Genomic DNA, 15,579 nt, shown 5'->3' with positions numbered 1-15,579 from the left:
ATTCGTTGGTAGTGACCCCCCGGATCGCTATGGCCTTACTGCAAACGAGCGCAGATTGGCAAGCGATATGGCGGGCCCCAATTGAAGCGGCAAAAATTGCACGTAATGGGTTTATTTTTTGTCTTTTTGGGCGGCGACGCACTCAGGATTATGGCATTCGGCGTAGAGTTCGAGTTTTTTGCGCCGCAGCGTAAAACCGATCTCCTCGGCGATTTCCTGGATGCGGGTGTTGATGATGTCGTCGCTAAACTCGGCGATCTTGCGGCAATTGACGCAGATAATATGGTCGTGGCCGGGGTCCTGGTCGAAGATCGGGTCGTAGCGGGTTTGGCCGTCACCGAAGTCTTTGGGCAGCGCGAGGTCCTGCTCGACCAGCAGCTTGAGCGTGCGGTAGACCGTGGCGTAGCCGATGCGCGGCTGGATTTCGCGCACCTCATCGAGCAGCTCGTCGGCGGTGATGTGTTTGTCGAGGGTAAAAAAGAGCTCGACGATGACGTCTCGCTGCCGGGTCGACTTGAGACCGGCGTCTCGCAGGCGCTGATGGAATGCCTCCATCGCGGCTTTGAGTTCCTCGGGGGTGTGACCTGAATGTGTGTCGTTCGGGCTGGCCATCGTGTCCTCGTCCTGAAGACTGAGAGATAAGGCGCGCGGACTGCCTTGTTGATATGCGTTTTGGGTGGCGCGCTGATATTTTGAGCGCGCTGGCCCGGCAACTGTAGTGCAGAGCGGTGAGGAGAACAACCGCGTATCTTGGGGCCGGGGTCGATATTATCGCGGGCATAAAGAAACCGGCGCGAGAAATGTCGCGCCGGTTTCTATATTTGCGCGGCTCACCAAGTATCGGCAGAGCCAGGCAGCTTAAGCAAGCGTCAACGGCTTACTCAGCGGCTTCTTCGACCTTTTCGGCGCCTTCTTCAGCACCTTCTTTGACTTCTTCAGCGCCTTCTTCGACAGCTTCAGCGCCTTCTTCGGCTTTCTCTTCAGCGCCTTCTTTGACTTCTTCAGCGCCTTCTTTGACAGCTTCAGCGCCTTCTTCGACTTTCTCTTCGGCCTTTTCGGCGGCGGCTTCGGTGTTCTCGGCGGCGGCTTCGGTGTTGGCATCTTCAGCTTTGTCGCAAGCGACGGTTCCAGCGGCGAAGAAGCCAACCAACATGATAGCAATAAGTTTACGCATGACTTTCCTTTCGTGGTGTAGTGTCTTGATCCTTCCACACATCTTCATGGTTCTGTGTGAGCCATGTAGTTAGACGCGGGGAGGTGACATTGTCAAGAAATTGGTTTCACAAAGTTGAACCAACCTTTCATTCAAACAACCCAAGCCACATTTGTGTCCTGATGTCCGGGGCGCGAATTATAATGGGTCGGGGAGGTTGTCAAGAAGGGCCCGGGCTAACTAGTGTGTGCGAAGCGCCGGCCGGTGGCGAATCGGCGGGGCGCTTTGGCGCGAACCGTGTGCAGTAATTTAGACTATGGCCATAAGGATTTCACCGTGATTGTCGGAAGTTACCGTATCGGGCGCGTATTGGCCCACGGAGGCATGGCCACAGTGTATCGGGGGGTCTATCGCCCCACGGGGATGCCCGTGGCCATCAAGGTGCTCAGCGAAGAGAGCGCGGCGGATGAGGTGTTGGTGCACCGGATGCACCAGGAGGCGCGGATTCAGAATGTGCTGGGGCGCCAGCACCCGGGCATCGTCACCTGTTATGAGGAGATCGAGGTCGAGGGCCGCCCGGCGATGGTGCTCGAGTTTGTGCCGGGGCGCTCGGTGATGGACGTCATCGACGACGAGGGCCCCTTCGAGGCGGTCGCCGCGATCGATGTGATCCTGGGCGTCCTCGCCGCGCTCGCCCACGCGCACGCCCAGGGGATTGTGCACCGGGATGTGAAGAGCGAGAATATCCTGCTGACCCCGCAGGGGACGGTGAAGCTGACCGACTTCGGGGTGGCGCGGGCGGAGATTGGGCGGCGCAACGCGCGCATCACCGACTCGCGCGACCTGGTGGGGACCATGGTTTATATGGCGCCCGAGCAGCTCACCAGCCCGCGCACCGTCGACCACCGCGCGGACCTCTACGGGGTCGGCGTCACCCTCTATGAGATGCTCACCGGGGAGGTGCCGCTCGACGGCGATGAGGGGTATCCGCTGATGAAGCGCATCGAGATGGAGATGCCCAAAGACCCGCGCCGCTTTGCGCCGGGGTTGCACCCGGACCTGGCGGAGGTGGTGATGACGACCCTGCAAAAGGACCCGGGTGATCGGTATTTTTCGGCCGGAGAGTTGGACGCCGCGCTGCGGCGCTGCCGGCGCATCCTGACCCTGGGCGACGCCGAGGCCAAGCCGCCGGCGCCGGGGCAAAAGCGGCGCGAGAAGAGCTGGTTTTACGAGCCATCCGAGCCGCGCCCGCTGCCGGAGCCGCGCTCCTTCGGGTCGGTGCAGGACCTGTCGGGGAGCCTGGCGCCGGGGCAAATTATCCTGCGCCGCGCGGGCCTGAAGATCGGGCGAAACGCGTCGCGCTGCGATTTGATCGTTCCCGACGACGAGGTCGCCGAGGAGCATGTGCTGGTCTTGCCCCTGGAGAGCGGTGAGATTCTGCTGGTCGATCTGCTCAGCGGCGGCCGGACCACGCTCAACGGGGAGCCGGTGCAGCGCGCCGCGCTGGAAGCGGGGGATTATTTTGAATTATCCGACCGATGGAAGTTTCGCTTTACGCGCTGACTTTTTAATCAGTCGCCTCGCAGTGTAGTTTTTGAGGATTTGGAGGTTTTTGTGCCGAACGAGAAGAGCTTCGATGTGGAAAACGCCGGTGTGAAGAAGCCCGAAACGAATAAGTCACAGTCGCGCCCGAAGCGGCTGGCGGTCTTGGCCAGCGGGGGGCCGGCGCCCGGGATTAACTCGGTCATCAGCGCGGTGACTATCGAGGCGATTAACCGCGGCTGGGAAGTGCTCGGCGTCAAAGATGGCTACCGAGGGCTGGTCGACGACGATATGAAGCAGCTGTCGCGCGAAGATGTCGATTGGATCCATTTTCGCGGCGGGGCGGTGCTCGGGATGTCGCGCACCAGCCCGGTGCAGGGCGATAATCTTGAGAAAATTGTCGCGACGATCAAACGCCGCGGCATCGACTTCCTGGTGACCATCGGCGGCGACGGCACGGCGTTTGGGGCGAGCTTTATCGCCGCTGAGACCGGCGGTGTGTTGCGCTGCGCGCATGTGCCAAAGACCATTGATAACGACCTGCCGCTGCCCGAGGGGGTGCCGAGTTTTGGCTATACCACCGCGTGCCATGTGGGCGTAGGGATGGTGCAGAATCTTATCATCGACGCGCAGACGACCCGCCGCTGGCACCTGGTGACGACGATGGGCCGCCAGGCCGGGCACCTGGCCATCGGGATTGGCAAGGCCTCCGGGGCGCACCTGACGCTTATCCCCGAGGAGTTCGGCATCGACGGGGCGACGGTTGATAAATTCGTCTCGATCATCGAAGGCGCCGTGATTAAGGGGCGCGCCGAGGGGCGCCATTGGGGCCTGGCGGTCATCGGCGAGGGGTTAGTCGGGGCCCTGAAGGCCTCGGAGTTGGAGAAACTCCCGGACGCCGGGCGCGACAGCTTCGGCAATATCCGCCTGGCCAACGTCGCGTTGGGCACCATCTTATGTGACCAGGTGACCCGGCGCCTCGCCGAGCGCGGCATCGACGTGGCGATGCGCGAAATTAAGCTCGGCTATGAACTTCGCTGCGCCGACCCGGTGCCCTTCGACATCGAATATACCCGCGACCTCGGCTACGGGGCGGTGCGCTTTTTGGCCGACGGGGGCACCAACGCCATCGTCGTGGTCGACCATAAGAAGCGTACATATGTTCCATTTGAGCATATGCGCGACCCAAAGACCGGACGGCCGCGGGTGCGCAACGTCGATATTAACTCGGAGAATTACCACGTCGCGCGCCGCTATATGCAGCGGCTGGGGCGGCGAGATTTCGCCGACCCGCAGCAGCTCGCGCGGCTCGCGGCGGCCGCAAATACCACGCCCGAGGCATTTAAGTCCGAGTTCGAGCGGCTGGTGTGCGGGGAGCCCATGGACTTCGACGGGCCGGGCGAGAAGCGTGAGCTAAAATTAAATTAGATCCAAACGCGTCCCAGGGCGTTTGCACCCCTGGATGAACGGTTGTCCAAAGACGCCGCGCATTCTATAGTTAAGAAGCTTGGGATGGCGCGTCGGTAACGCGCAAAACAAAACGCAACGGAGATTATCGTGTCAAATAATGAAAGTTGGGCTAGTGACGACGATGCCAATGACTTGCTCGCCGGCATTTTCGATGAGACCGCCGAAGAAGCGGCCATAGAACAACGACGTCTTGACGCGGAGTTAAAGGCCCGAGAAGAGGCCGAGCGGCTCGCTAAAGAGGAAGAAGCGGCGCGTCGGCGCGCGGAGGCCGAGGCGCGCATCACCGCCGAGATGGACCGACAGGGCGACCTTGAGCAGAGGCGTACCCTGCGCATGGAGGCGCTTCGGGTCGAGGACCTCAAAGCCAAGGGCGAGTGGGTCGATGAGGCGGCCGAGGCTGCGAAGGCGGCCGAGGCCGAAGCCGCGCTCAGGAGGCAGGAAGAGCAAGCGCGTCAGGCGAAGCTCGCCGCGCAGGCGCCGACGCCCGAGCAGCAGGCGGTTGCCCAGGCCGCGCAGGCCCAGGCTGCGCCGCAGCCCCAGAAATCCAAGACGCTGGGCATCGTGCTCGGCGTGGCGGTGCTGCTGGTGCTGGGTCTGGGTGGCGCGATTTTCGCCATGACCCAGGGCGCCTATGAGGTCGATAAGACGCCGTATCCCAAGGTGGTCTTTCAGCCCCAGGAGCAGGAAGTTCGGCTGGTCACCATGGGCTTTACGCCGATTCCCAAGGTTGAGGAAAAGGTCGAGCCGGAGCCTGAGAAGAAGGCGCCCGCGCGTCGCAGCACCTCAAGACGTCGCGCAGCACCCGCGAAGAAGACCACCAAGGCGAAGAAGAAACCCGGTCTGAAGCTTGACCTGAGCGGGACCGACCCGTTCGGCGATGGTTTCTAATCCGCGCCCATAAAAGGCATCCGACCGGATGCGCCAAAAACCCTCGACGCCCCGGGCGTCGAGGGTTTTTGTGTTTAGAGCGATGCGCTCGGAGAGGGGCGGGACGAATGGTCGGGGAGCGGGACGCTCGGGGATAACTTCACGAAGAGGGCGTCGAGGAAGTCTTGCACCTGGCCGGTGTCTCGCAGGCAATATTCGGCGGCGCTGGGGCTCGGCGTGGCCTGCACCACGATCGTGACGCCGTCGGGGCGCAGCGCGCGGAAGGCATCTTCGTCGGTGGTGTCGTCGCCGATATAAATGGCGAGCGGGTCTTGGCCGCGTGAATTGGGACCGTAGGTGAGTATCCATCGCACCGCCGAGCCCTTATCCCAGTCGATATCCGGGCGGATGTCGTAGATCTTTTTGCCGGCGGTGACCCGGAACCCGGGGAATTCCCGAAGCACCCAGTCCAGGTGTTTGCTGATGGTCGGCAGGTCCTGGTCGGCGACCTGGCGAAAATGCAGGCCGACGCCGAAGGGCTTTCGCTCGACCAATGCGCCCTCAATGCGCCCGGTGCGCAGGCGCAATTCAGACTCGACGCGCGCAATAGTGGGCATGAAGTCGCGCCCCTTTTCGAGCGAGAGCCCCTCAAAGGCGGCGGGTCTGTGCGCGCCGCTGGGGGCGCGGGATGCCCCTGTGATTTCGAGGCCGTGGCTGCCCGCGTAGGCGACGGTGTCGAGCCCGACGCGCGCGCGGACGTCGGCCAGGGCGCGACCGCTGACCACCGCCACGTCGCAGACCCCGGCCAGGGCGCGCAGGCGCTGGCGCATCGCGTCGCCCAGTTCGGCCAGATGCGGCTTCGGGGCGATTGGCGTGAGCGTGCCGTCATAGTCGACAAAGAGCGCGACCTCCCGCGAGCCGATGCGCTCAAAGATCTCATCGATGGCCTGCACGGCGGACTTTCGTGGATTCATGCTCATTGCCCTCTATTCCCCGCGCGGTCGCCCGGGGTCCCTGGAAAAATCGTGATGAGCCCCGTCGCAAATCTAGTCGGCGCGCCTATTATTTGTCGGCGCGCTCCGGGAGCGCTGATGGATACCCAATAGCTTCGGCACAGGGCGTGACATTTCAACCAAAGTTTTTGATACTTGGCGGCGCGCCAAACCCCGCGCTCCAAAGCGGCCGGTTGAAATTGTTCTCGCCGCGCGCGTGTTATCGGGTTGTGTGCGCTGACCGGGTTTTTGCGATAAAAGGTAGGGGCCCCTGGCCAATGAGCTGGCGCAGTTCGAACTTCCACTAAATAGGTCTTGAATATGAATGTATTGATGTCGAAAACGCTTGTGACCCGCCTGCAACTTGTGATTCTGAGCCTCGCGATGCTCGGCTTTGCCTCCGGTTGCGCGACCGGCGTGGGCGGGAAGGCCACCAACACCGCGGCCAATGTGCTGCTGCCGGCGGCCGAAGAAGAGAAGCTGGGCGACCAGATGCGCGGCCAGGTGCGCGCGGAGTTCACGATTTTGGATAACCCCGAAATCCAGGGCTATATCAGGGAGCTGGGCGCCAAGATTGTGCGCGCCTCGGGCAATCAACCCCGCGGCATCTCCTATACCTTTGATGTCATCGACGGCAACGAAATCAACGCATTCACCACGCCCGGCGGCGATATCTATATCTACACCGGTTTGATCAAGGCGGCCGAGAACGAGGCGGAGCTCATCGGCGTCATCGCCCACGAGGTCGCGCACGTGACTAACCGCCATATCGCCGAGAAGTTGGTCGCCAGCTACGGCCTGCAGACCGTGTTGGACATGGCGCTGGGGCAGAACGCGGGCACCCTGACCCAGCTGGGCGCGACGCTGGGCGCCCAGGGGTATTTGCTGAAATACGGGCGAGACCAGGAGTCTGAGGCGGACCGCGACGGGCTCAATTATATGGTGCGCGCCGGGTATGACCCGAACGGATTCGTGACGTTTTTCAAGAAGTTAGAGGCCCGAGGCGGCGGCGGCATCGAGATGCTCTCGAGTCACCCCCTGCCCAAGAGCCGCATCGACCAGGCCCGCGCGATTATCCGTAAAATGGGCAACACCCCGGATAATCTGGGGACGGCGCGCTTGCAGGAAATGAAGAAAAAGTTGTAAGCCGCCTGTTGTCAGCGGCGAGCGCCTGGCTCAAAACCGCTCGCCATGCGCCCCGGGAAGTGATTCGGACAGCGTTCCTTTTGGATTCTTGCTTGAGAAATCACCTGAACCGTGGCATGACACGCAGGAAGTTCACCTTACTTCGAAATGTAGTAATCATTTATTTACGCCAAAAATGGAGGTATCACCATGGCAGCCGAAGAGTATATTGCAGCAATGAAAGCCCTGAAAGAAGCCGAAGAAAGCGGAGACATCGCCGCGGCATATGCTGGCACCAACAAAGCTGCCACGACCCGCGTTCGCAAAGCGTTCCTGCAGGCTAAAAAGGCGTTCCACACCTCGCGTCAAGAGATTCAGGCTATCAAAGCTGAAGAGACCGACGCAGTCAAAGACCTCCCGGTCTTCTTTGACGTCGCCGAGTAAGTCGACATCCTGGGCTCCTCTTTATAGGCGCTCATTTTGATCGAAAAAAGACCCGTCAGCCTTTCGTGGCTGACGGGTCTTTTGTGTGTGTGTGGCGCGGCCTAAGATTAGAATTCGAAACCGATATTGGCTCCAACCTTCCAGGTGTCCAGGCCGGTGTCGTCATTCCCGATATCCGAGCGAATCAAATCGTCATCGAACGCGGGTCGGTAGGTGCCTCGAACGTCGGCGATAAAGCCGTTGAAGCTATAGCCAAGTCCCACGCCGAGCGGGACCTCGAGGACGTTATCCGAGTCTTCCAGACTCGATGTGTTCACGTCGGTGTTGCTGACCGCGTAGTGCTTCCAGCCGGCGCCGGCGACCAGATAGGGTTTAATCGCGGTGTTGGTCAGGTTGAGTCGCAGGTTGGCCTCGGCGCCGTTTGAGACCAGCGCGGCGTTATCGTCGACTCCGAAGGTGTCGAGGCGGTTGGCCGTACCGACGTAGGCTGCCTCGAGGGCCAGCGGAGTTTTGGTGCCGAAGGTCGCTCGCGCCTCCCAGCCACCACCGGTATGCAGGTTATCGCGCATATTCGAGTTGGTAAATCCGACCACGCCACCACCGACCGTCAGGCCCATGCCAAACGGCGTCAGGGTGCTGTCCTGATTGGGCGTCACCAGCGGGTCGGGTTCCATATAGGGGTCGTCAATCGCCATGGGTTCGACGTTTGGATCGGCGTAATCGCGCTCCAGGTCGAACTCATCGTCCTCCATCAGATCGTTGGGCTGCTGGATGCTCGGGTCTTCCTGGATTGGCGGGTCATAGTCCTGCGCTGCGACTGGTCCAGCCACCAGCAGCATGCCGATGGCAACCATGAGTCCTAAGAGTTTATATTGCTTCATGAGCCTCTCCTGTGGATGTTATCGTGAATCGCGTCCACGAGGCCTAGCAGTTGAAGCGAGATGACCCCCCGGCATGTGGACGACCGGCGAACGAGCGAAATAGATCGCGTCGCGAGCTGGCCTGCGCGGGGGCTCTTTCAGCAACTCTCGCCCGACAAAAACACTGTCTTTGTCGGCGCCCCAAAAGGTGAAGGCCTTGCCATATCATCGCTTGATCCTAGCGACGAATTCAGTGAGTAAAGTAGAGCTGGATTGGGCAAGGTCAAGCCGCTGAGTGAGATTGGTTTTCGATATATGTTCTTATATTTCAATGACTTAAGCGTTCGGTGTGTCTTCGCTCGGTTGGCATTGCGGCCATAAGGAGTGGAGCATTTCGACGTCCTCGGCGCTGATCTCTCGGCTTAAATTCCCGTGATTCATGATCGATGGGCGCGCTGCCGCGTCGATATGATGCAGGCCAAACGCGTGGCCTAATTCGTGGGCCGCGGTGATGGTGCGCTCGCGCGCGTTCAACTTCTGATTGACCGTCACGGTGCCCAGGTCCTGGCTATAAAAGCCGTGCATAAAGGGGGCGCCGTCTTCGAAATAGACGGGGATCTGGGCCTCAATGTCGGCGCCGTCGCGCACCAGCTTGAGCCCGGCGGCCTGATTCCACATGGCGATGGCGGCGTCCAGACTCTCGAGCTGCTCGGGGCGTGTGCCGGCTTGCGCGACGATCGCCAGCGGCTCACAGGGGTTAAAGACGGTGTCGAATGGGGCGTCGCTGGCCGCGTCGCCGCAGCCGCTGAGCGCGGCTAACCCCAGCGCGATGAGGGCGGCGAGTGAGCAGTGGATATGACGGGGCGAGCGGAAGGACAAAGAATAACGGTTCAGCATAGATGGTACAGCCTGATTAATGCGGGGGTTCTATCGGGTAGGTAGTGCGCATTGCTTCAGAGTAGAAGCGTTGCGTTGCGGGATTCTATAATGATTTCAGTGGTTTGTGAAGTGGTGCGGGCTCGGTGGGGGCCGGCGCCGCGTATAAAAGAAGAGGGCCGGGGATCATCCCCGGCCCTCTTTGGATGGGGCAATCGCGGTCAGATGCAGGGGCGTCTGGACTAGTTGAGTTCGTCGTAGCTGCGTTCCTGGTGGAGAATCGAGTGACCCTTGCCGATGGGCAGCTTCTCGCGCACCTGGTCACGGACCTGCTCGCGCATCTCTTTGCCGCGCTTGGGCGCCAAAAAGATGCCCACCGCGCTGCCGGCCACCAGCCCCAGGGTGAAGAAGCCGGCCCACCCCAGGGCGCGTTGGGTGTTGTATTTGGTGCGCCGCTGCAACCCCGCCTGCTGCAGAATCGCGTCGAAGTCCCGGGGGGCGTTGATGCGGCCAATCGCGCGCTTGAATGACGATACCGATGGATTTTTCATGGGAAACTCCCTCTAAAAGTTGGGCTCGAAGAGTTGGGGGGGAACTAGAAATCGCCCGCCACACCCGGCCAAGGCGCGGGGAGCGAATGAGGCCAAAAGCTCGCCACTCACCCAAAGCTCAACGCCGCTGTGGGCAGGTCAATTGAATCGGGGCGTCGCCCCGACTCGCCGCCCGCGCGTGGGGCGTCGGGCGATTTAGGGGATTGATGAAACGGCGGGCGGAGATAGGTTTAGGGGTACGGGAATTTTTGATGCACCCACGCGCACCGCCGCCGAATCCATCACCATAGAGGGGAGAAGATGCTCGATCTTGAGCGAAGAGAGCCCGTTTGGCAGGCCTTGGCCGCGCTTTTTGGCGACGGTCGCCTCGACGACGCCCGGGTGCGTAAGATCGCCCATACGCTGAAGAATTCGGGCTATAGCGCCGCGCAATTGCGCGAGATCTATACCGACGAGGTCGCGCCGGTGTGCTACGAGCACCTGGTGCAATTGGGCAGCGGCGGGTTCTGCTATCTGGGGGTGTATAACGCGCCGCGCGACCTTGATAGTTTCGCGGGCTGCTCGGCCGACTCGCGCTGGCTGGTGCGCGCGATCATCGAATATATTCGGCGCAATAAGATGCGCCCGAGCTGGTGGCCGTTTCGCAGCATTTCGGCCCACCTGGGCCAGGCGATGACGCGCCGGGAGTGGGCGCGGGTGATGCAGGTGTTCTTCCGGCTGCGCAACGACCCGTGGACGCTGACCCAGACGCTGCAATCGAGCAGCGACGTCGCCACCATCGTGCACACGCTGGAGAACCTGTCGCTGCTCGAAGAAGACGCCACCCCGGCGCTGGCGAATATCGCGCAACTGCTCAATCACCTGGATTTTCGGGTGCGCGCGGCGGCCATCGACACCGCGGCCCATGTGCTCAAAGAGCGCGCGCTTGGCGCGGTGGTCGCCTTGCTTCATGACCCCAGCCCGACCGTAAAATCCGCGGCGATGGGCGCGCTTCGCCGGGTCCTCGACTCCCTGGAGGAGCCGCGCCAAAACGGCACCAACGGCTGGCTTCGCCCGTCGCCGAATATGCCGCTCTTCGAGCATATCGCCCACCAGGCCCTGGGCAGCATCTGCGCGCACCTCAGCGAGGGCAAGAGCATCGACCGCCTCAACGCCGCGCGGGTGATCGTGCACCTGGGTAGCGCCGCCCGCGGCGCCGAGCACGCGCTGATCGCGAATTTCGGGGACCGCAACGAGGCGGTGCGCCGCGCCATCGCCGACGCGTTTGTGGTGCTCAAATTGCCCGCCGAGCCGACGCTATGCGTGCTGCGGCGCTCGATCTTCGACGACTCCCCGCGGGTGCGCCAGACCGCCGCCCTGTGCCTGGGCCGCCTGCTGGCCACCGGCGACCAGCGCTACTATTCGGCGCTGCACGCCCTGGAGCGCGCGCTCACCGACTCCTCGACGCCGGTGTGCGAGGGCGCCGCCGCCGCCCTGGGCTGGATGGGCAGCGCCGCCGCCGCCACCGTCCCGAAGCTCGCCAGGTTAGCTCGCGCCCCGCTGCCCTCGACCCGGGCCACCGCGCTGTTTGCCCTGGGCCAGATGCGCGAAGCCAGCCTGAGCGAATTGCCCACTATGGCCGCCGCCCTGCGCGACGGCCACCCCGAGGTGCGCCGCGCCGCCCTGCGCGCCTTCGCGCGCCTCGGCCCGATGGCCAGCCCCCTCACCCCTCAGTTTGAGGCCTGCCTGCACGACACCGACTGGCTCACCCAATTCGAGGCGCGCCGCACCCTGGACGCGGTGCGCGTCGAGAATATGCGCCTGTTGAGGTAGCGGCCGCGAGCCCGACGCGCCCCGCAAACTCGCCCACCACACACGCCCACCACACACGCCCCGGTAGCGCAACAGTAGATCTTCCCCTCTGGGGAAGATGTCGCGAAGCGACAGAAGGGGGGGCTGCGTATCAGCGAGGCGTTGCGGTGCGTTGCGTACCAGAACCGCCCGCCGGCTCGCGCCCTCATCGCCTATTATATTGCCACCTATATGCTCACGCTGAGTATTCTCTATCTTTAAACGCCTGCAGTGGGGGTGCCCTTACGGTTTGCGTGTGTCGGGCGCCTGCGCCATGCAACCACCTATAATGTGCATATGCTAGGTGATTGCGGTGAGGGAGATTGGGTTGAGGGTGCGTGCGGGCGAGTAGACATATAGGTCGATTATGATTAAAAGGGGGGCTTAAGTTTTGACAAAAATCACTCCGTCGCTGGGCTCGCCGAGCTCCGCCCCAACGCGGTGAATATTCTGTAGCGCGTTGCGGTCAGCGACAACATAAGGGGCGCGGGAATCGTTAGTGAATCAATTTAGCTTTGGGCTATTTGTGGAACATTTATCAGAGGCCGCACTGCCGCTTGTCGCGATTGTCGATAGTTTTGTCAAAAGGAGTCTGAGCCCGGAAGAGTTTGAGCGGACCTATCTTCGAGCATTTCTCGATCAGGGGCGACAGCCATTGGACGATAGAGAATACGACATCCTGGGTGAGTTGTTTTTTGCCGTTGAGGACTACTGCAGATATCCGGCAATAAGAGATGAAACCGACCTCGACGAAATAGAGCTCTATAATCGAGCATGTCTGGCGCTTAGTCGCTTGAAGTTGCTCGGACACCGAAATTGACAATTTATCCTATCGGAAGGCGCCATGGGACAACGAGAAAAGTTGATAGATATCGAGAAGGTTCTTCAGAGGGAATTTTGTGATGTTAGTATAATGGGAGGAAATACTCTCTGGGTACACTCATCCGTTTTGAGTGCTTATGTCCAACGTGCGGCGGAGCTGGGGTGTGTCATATTGGGGATGGATGGAGCTCGCATTTATGACGATGCTACGCGCCCCGATTTGGACCTCATTTTTATAACGTCATCTGAATCCGTAGCAGCGTCGGAAGCGGTCGAGGAGGCAAGAGAAACCGCCGAACTCTTTATTTTGAAATATATTGAGCCAGAAGAAAATTTGTATTTTGATGTTGTTCTGAGGTGTAAATAGTCAAGATAATGCTGTGTTAGCGGCCGCGCGCCGCGCGCCGCCAACTCCGCCCACCCGAAGCGCCCCAACCACCGCCCATCCGAAGCTCCCCGCAGGCGCAACAGTAGATCTTCCCCTCCGGGGAAGATGTCGCGAAGCGACAGAAGGGGGGCTGCGTACCTGCGAGGCGTTGCGGTGCGTCGCGTCGCGCCACCGAGCCCTGCACACCCATAACGGAAAAATACAGTGGGAACAAAACGCCTTGCGCGTTTGTAATGGGATGTGAGAGAGTCAGGTATTGGTGTAATTGTTCAATAATAACATAATGTTATCGGTGTTTGGTTGCTCGCTTGAGAGATTCGCCCGCTGTCACTCGCTTTGCGCCATCGACCCATTATGTCAGACCTTCGTCGCCTTCGAAATGAGCTTGACCGCTCGCTGCTCGCGTTTCTTGGACGCGCCTCTGCCCATGACCATGAAGATGTGGAATCGGGAGGGGTTGAACCCAGCGCCGCCGACCCCCCGACGCCGCGCGCGCCGCGCCGGCTGCTCGGCACTCGCCGGGCAAAACTTGTCTGCGGGGCGCTGCTGCCGGTGATGGTGATGCTGCTGTGGTTGCCGATCCGCGCCGACTCTCGCGGGGTGACGGCGAGCGTGGCGCGGTCGCCGGCGGTGGCCGAGGTGGTGGCGCGCTTTGCGCCCGAGGTGCGGCTGCACCCGGAGGAGCGCTATTTTCCGTCGTCGGTCGACTGGTATCTCGAGCGCACCGAGGTCCACGCCGAGGAGCACGGGGCGCTGGGGGATTTGCCGACCTTGATGGGCAGCACCTTTGACCCCTCCCAAAAATTGATGAGCGAGACCATCGCGACCCGCGTGGAGGACCGGCTCGACGCGTTTTTGCGCGAGAGCACCCTGGGTAAGCATTTCTTGAAGATAGATAAGGGGCACCACGAGGGAGAGTTGGCGTCGCGCGGCGGCGAGCTTGAGTCCGCTAAAACCTATGTGCACCTGCGCGAGCGCGCCGGGGGCGAAGAGGGCCTGGAGATCCAATATTGGTTCTTTTATCCCTATAGCGGCCCGGTGCTGGCGGGGCCGGCCGGCGGGGCGCACGAGGGGGATTGGGAGCATATCACGGTGCGCCTGGACGCGAGCCTGGACAAGGTTGAGAAGGTCTTTTTTGCCGCGCACGACCGCGAAGGCACCTGGGTGAGCGCCGAAGATGTGCAATTTGTCGAGGGCAGCCATCCGGTGGTCTATAGCGCGCGCTACGGCCACGCCTCCTACCCGAGCGCGGGGATTCAATCGCGCGGGATGCTCCCGGCCGACCGCACCGCCGACGGCGGCGAGACCTGGCAGACCTGGGGAAATATCAAGATTATCGCCGACCCATCCGGCCCGCGCAAAGACATCGCCTGGCTGGCCTACGCGGGGCGTTGGGGCAAGACCGGCGTGCTCTTCTCGGGGCCGCGTGGGCCCGTATTCCAGCGCTATTGGACCTCCGAGACCTGAGCGCTCGCCGGCGGCCATCGTCCGGTGGCCCGGCGCCCAAAAATACGCTGCGAAGATGGCGGGATTTGCGTCAATAATGCTATGTCTGCTTCCAACGAAGACGATGGACGCGAACAACGCACCCCGAACCCGAAGCAGCCGACGTGGGAAAACTCGAAAAACGTATCTTGTGGGGCGTGATCTTTGGCGCGCTGGTCTACGCCGCCATCGCCCTATTCACCGACGCCAAGGGGCTCCTCGCCAGCCTGGCCAGCTTCCCGGTCTCGGTCGTGCTGGCGGCGCTGGGCCTGTCGGTGCTCAACTACGCGCTGCGATTTGCCAAATGGCAGCTTTATCTCAAAAAACTAAATTTCGCGGTCCCGCTGGGGGCGAGCCTCAATATCTTCATCGCCGGCATGGCGATGTCGGTGACGCCTGGCAAGATCGGCGAGGTGCTCAAGAGCATGTTGCTCAAGGAGCGCTACGATTTGCCGGTGGCGCGCAGCGCGCCGATTGTCTTCGCCGAGCGCATCACTGACCTGCTGGGGCTCTTCGTCATCGCCGGGGTGGGCATCGCGACCTTCGACTTCGGGCGGGTGGCGTTCGGCGCGGCCCTGGTGTTGGTGGGGCTGCTTATCGTGGTGCTTAATCGCCCGTCCATCGTCCACAAGTTGTTGAATCTATGGGAGAAATTGCCTCTCGTGGGGCATCTTCGCGGGCCGCTGGAGCAGTCCTACGAGGCCGCGCGCGAGCTGCTGTCGTGGCGGCTGCTCAGCGGCACGACCGTGTTGAGCGTGCTCGGTTGGTCGATGGAGGCGTTCGCGTTTTATCTGATCTTGCACGCCCTGGGCGCCGAGCACGCCACCCTTCAGTCGGCGTCGTTTATCTTCGCGATGACCACGATTCTTGGGGCCATCAGTTTTTTACCCGGCGGCCTGGGCGTCGCCGAGGCCTCGATGATTGGGGTGTTGATGCTGATGGGGATATTTGGCGACGAGAGCAGCGCCACCGCGGCGACCTATTTGATACGATTTACGACCCTGTGGTTTGGGGTGTTGCTCGGTCTGGGGGCGCTGGGCTGGTTTAGGCTGGGCGGGGGCGGGCTAACACCCGCAGAAAGCTCGACTTAAGCGGTCTTTTCCAAGGCGCTTTTTGGCGCGGGGCGCTTGACCGAAGCCCCGATGTATCACTAACTTGCAGCGGGCCGTCGCGA

General features: G+C 61.6%; 16 protein-coding genes. 10 read left to right on the top strand and 6 right to left on the bottom strand.

Annotated elements, in window-relative coordinates; all coding sequences use genetic code 11:
* Positions 1–111: 111 nt before the first annotated feature.
* Entirely contained in the window at positions 112–612 is a 501-nt protein-coding gene (locus DN745_RS14415; RefSeq protein WP_111335924.1) for a Fur family transcriptional regulator, read from the bottom strand.
* Between the two features lie 265 nt (positions 613–877).
* Entirely contained in the window at positions 878–1,174 is a 297-nt protein-coding gene (locus tag DN745_RS14410) for a hypothetical protein (protein WP_133622021.1), read from the bottom strand.
* Between the two features lie 315 nt (positions 1,175–1,489).
* Between DN745_RS14410 and DN745_RS14405 the strand changes: the two genes are divergently transcribed.
* The 3 genes from DN745_RS14405 to DN745_RS14395 all read left to right on the top strand — a co-directional run bounded on the left by DN745_RS14405 (position 1,490) and on the right by DN745_RS14395 (position 5,053).
* The gene (locus DN745_RS14405; protein ID WP_133622022.1) at positions 1,490–2,716 is read left to right on the top strand and encodes a serine/threonine protein kinase; all 1,227 of its coding nucleotides are present in this window, start codon (positions 1,490–1,492) and stop codon (positions 2,714–2,716) included.
* A gap of 51 nt (positions 2,717–2,767) precedes the next feature.
* Positions 2,768–4,123, top strand: a complete 1,356-nt coding sequence (pfp, locus tag DN745_RS14400) for a diphosphate--fructose-6-phosphate 1-phosphotransferase (RefSeq protein ID WP_204355003.1) — start codon at positions 2,768–2,770, stop codon at positions 4,121–4,123.
* A gap of 129 nt (positions 4,124–4,252) precedes the next feature.
* Positions 4,253–5,053 carry a hypothetical protein gene (locus tag DN745_RS14395; RefSeq protein WP_111335919.1) on the top strand — a complete coding sequence of 267 codons (801 nt, stop codon included), beginning with the start codon at positions 4,253–4,255 and terminating at the stop codon, positions 5,051–5,053.
* A 74-nt stretch (positions 5,054–5,127) separates the two neighbouring features.
* On the opposite strand, the gene otsB is transcribed toward DN745_RS14395, so the two are convergent.
* A complete protein-coding gene (gene otsB, locus DN745_RS14390) occupies positions 5,128–6,012 on the bottom strand; it encodes a trehalose-phosphatase (RefSeq protein WP_111335917.1) in 885 nt (294 codons plus the stop codon).
* A 345-nt stretch (positions 6,013–6,357) separates the two neighbouring features.
* Between otsB and DN745_RS14385 the strand changes: the two genes are divergently transcribed.
* Positions 6,358–7,170, top strand: a complete 813-nt coding sequence (locus tag DN745_RS14385) for a M48 family metallopeptidase (protein WP_162687688.1) — start codon at positions 6,358–6,360, stop codon at positions 7,168–7,170.
* Between the two features lie 189 nt (positions 7,171–7,359).
* Complete coding sequence (locus DN745_RS14380; RefSeq protein WP_133622023.1) at positions 7,360–7,593, top strand: hypothetical protein; 234 nt, start codon at positions 7,360–7,362, stop codon at positions 7,591–7,593.
* A gap of 107 nt (positions 7,594–7,700) precedes the next feature.
* Here DN745_RS14380 and DN745_RS14375 read toward each other — a convergent pair whose 3' ends face one another.
* The 3 genes from DN745_RS14375 to DN745_RS14365 form a co-directional block, all read right to left on the bottom strand.
* Positions 7,701–8,474, bottom strand: a complete 774-nt coding sequence (locus DN745_RS14375; protein WP_111335913.1) for an outer membrane protein — start codon at positions 8,472–8,474, stop codon at positions 7,701–7,703.
* Positions 8,475–8,789: 315 nt separating this feature from the next.
* Positions 8,790–9,350: a hypothetical protein gene (locus tag DN745_RS14370; RefSeq protein WP_111335911.1), complete on the bottom strand. Its 561-nt coding sequence runs from the start codon at positions 9,348–9,350 to the stop codon at positions 8,790–8,792.
* Between the two features lie 221 nt (positions 9,351–9,571).
* The gene (locus DN745_RS14365; RefSeq protein ID WP_111335910.1) at positions 9,572–9,880 is read right to left on the bottom strand and encodes a YtxH domain-containing protein; all 309 of its coding nucleotides are present in this window, start codon (positions 9,878–9,880) and stop codon (positions 9,572–9,574) included.
* A 300-nt stretch (positions 9,881–10,180) separates the two neighbouring features.
* Here DN745_RS14365 and DN745_RS14360 point away from each other — a divergent pair, with 300 nt between their 5' ends.
* The 5 genes from DN745_RS14360 (at position 10,181) to DN745_RS14340 (ending at position 15,496) form a co-directional block, all read left to right on the top strand.
* The gene (locus tag DN745_RS14360; protein ID WP_111335908.1) at positions 10,181–11,692 is read left to right on the top strand and encodes a DUF7079 family protein; all 1,512 of its coding nucleotides are present in this window, start codon (positions 10,181–10,183) and stop codon (positions 11,690–11,692) included.
* Between the two features lie 517 nt (positions 11,693–12,209).
* Positions 12,210–12,530, top strand: coding sequence for a colicin immunity domain-containing protein (locus tag DN745_RS14355; RefSeq protein ID WP_111335907.1), 321 nt, complete (start codon positions 12,210–12,212; stop codon positions 12,528–12,530).
* A 24-nt stretch (positions 12,531–12,554) separates the two neighbouring features.
* Positions 12,555–12,899, top strand: a complete 345-nt coding sequence (locus DN745_RS14350) for a hypothetical protein (RefSeq protein ID WP_133622024.1) — start codon at positions 12,555–12,557, stop codon at positions 12,897–12,899.
* A gap of 375 nt (positions 12,900–13,274) precedes the next feature.
* Entirely contained in the window at positions 13,275–14,387 is a 1,113-nt protein-coding gene (locus DN745_RS14345; protein ID WP_111335904.1) for a Vps62-related protein, read from the top strand.
* A 143-nt stretch (positions 14,388–14,530) separates the two neighbouring features.
* A complete protein-coding gene (locus tag DN745_RS14340) occupies positions 14,531–15,496 on the top strand; it encodes a lysylphosphatidylglycerol synthase transmembrane domain-containing protein (protein WP_111335902.1) in 966 nt (321 codons plus the stop codon).
* Positions 15,497–15,579 lie beyond the last annotated feature (83 nt).

Origin of the sequence: Bradymonas sediminis, from assembly GCF_003258315.1 — a bacterium.
GTDB classification, from domain to species: Bacteria; Myxococcota_A; Bradymonadia; order Bradymonadales; family Bradymonadaceae; genus Bradymonas; species Bradymonas sediminis.
Note: the sequence above shows the minus strand (reverse complement) of the source record. Positions and strands in the feature narration are given on the sequence as shown.